Below are 1,701 nucleotides of genomic sequence, written 5' to 3'. Positions count from 1 at the left end.
AAACAAAGCAAACAAAGCAAACAAAGCAAACAAAGCAAACAAAGCAAACAAAGCAAACAAAGCAAACAAAGCAAACATTGTTCGTCCAGGACGATTGGTTTTCAACTCCTCACGGGAAAACAGATTGCGTAGAAATATGCGATCGAAGGCATTTTGAACCTCAAATGGATGGCGCTCCCCAGAAAATAATTTAGACCATGCACTCTCAATAATTAATTCATCCGTAATACCTTCGGTAAACAAAACAGCTCCACTGGTACTATTCAGTACGTGAGAAATATTTAGTCTCTCCTCATTCTCTGTGACAGTTATCATTCCCGCTGAAAGTGTCTTAATAATTTCAGATCGCTTTCTTTTGGTGACTGTGATCTGTCTTTTATCGAGTTCGCAGAGATTTATCATTTCCTCACTAGTTGATGTGATGGTTGATGCACTATGACTGCTCATTAGCACATGATTACTTTTTGCCGCATCTTCGGTAATTTCGAAAATCTGCTTAAGGAGATCAAATTGCCACTCTGGATGCAGGAATGAATCTGGCTCATCCAGCAAGGTGATGCAATTTCGATCTTTAAACAGCTCGACAATGGAATAGATATATACCGACTGGAACTGGCCGTCGCTGAAGCGAGAGACGGAAGCATCAAATCCATTTTTGAGTTGCAAAGGAATGGTAATTTCGGCGAGCATCCCCAGCGTCTTCAAGTTACCTAGCTGACGAAATAACTCCTGAAAGCTTAAGTCCATGAATTCTTGCTGGATCTTATCGATACCAAAGTAAAGCATGTAGCGGTCGTCAGACGTAAAATACCCTTCAGACCTCACAGGGCCTCCTGATGCGGTATTGATTCAGCGGTGCAATCTATCAAGAAAGGTTTTGGTAATTTCACGCTGTGACTAATAGATGCGAGACTGCGCTTCATCTTTTTATACGAGATGGGTAACTCTCGAACTTTTTTATCCGCAGATAAGGCTTCACGCGTACCAACGGGCATTAGGCGAAGTTGTCCATCGGGAAATAGGTGTGGCCAATGTTCTGAAAGGTTCAGGGTGGCGTCGGTAGAATGACTTTTTTTTCTAACGGTATGACAACAGCGACCTTTTTTTTCGCGAGCGAGGGTGTCACTTTTTTAGGGGATTGAGAGGGTGCATTTTTTGATACTTTATTCGGATTACGCAGGGTATTGACCACCACCTGTTTACGACGACGTTGAATAACCGGCGAGGTACTTTCTACAACTTTTTCCGTCGTTGGGCGTTTTAGAGTCAGTGTCTTGCGTTCCATACTATCCTCATACCAAAATCGTATTTACCTTCAATACATTAATGCCAGATTATCATGAAATTTAACCGAAATCACCCGCCCGTAGGGCTTAGACGGCAAACAGTGTTATAAATGACACATTAAGGTCAGGGCCGTCGAGACCCGCGTCAGCGGTGACAGGCTGTTAAAATCCCCTACCCGCCCCCTGCCCTGGTTAAGCCGAACTAAATTAAAACAGAGCATTACTTTTTTTGACCCTTTGAAAAACGCAGTGAGACGGGCAAGAGGCGTCGCCTCGATGAACGGCTGTAGCTGCGCGTTAAGGTGGCCATCGGCCAGCTTTACGGGGGCAATCGCACCATGTGGATACGGTTATCTGAGCGACAGCCATTTATGGCTTGTAAGCGAAGGCTTTATTGGGTTTATCTCTTTAGAGA

General features: G+C 44.0%; 2 protein-coding genes. Both read right to left on the bottom strand.

All coding sequences use genetic code 11. The features are described from left to right. Nucleotides 1–825, bottom strand: an 825-nt coding sequence (locus AC4IFO_RS22755; protein WP_490737817.1) for an AAA family ATPase, incomplete at its 3' end; no start/stop codon positions are given. Between the two features lie 220 nt (nucleotides 826–1,045). Continuing rightward, nucleotides 1,046–1,285 (bottom strand): hypothetical protein, encoded by a 240-nt coding sequence (locus AC4IFO_RS22750; RefSeq protein ID WP_490737816.1) that lies wholly within the window; start codon nucleotides 1,283–1,285, stop codon nucleotides 1,046–1,048. Nucleotides 1,286–1,701: the final 416 nt, after the last annotated feature.

The organism is Providencia sp. UF-224, from assembly GCF_058245955.1.
The sequence above is the reverse complement of the archived record's forward strand: the minus strand, read 5'-3'. Positions and strand labels throughout refer to the sequence as shown.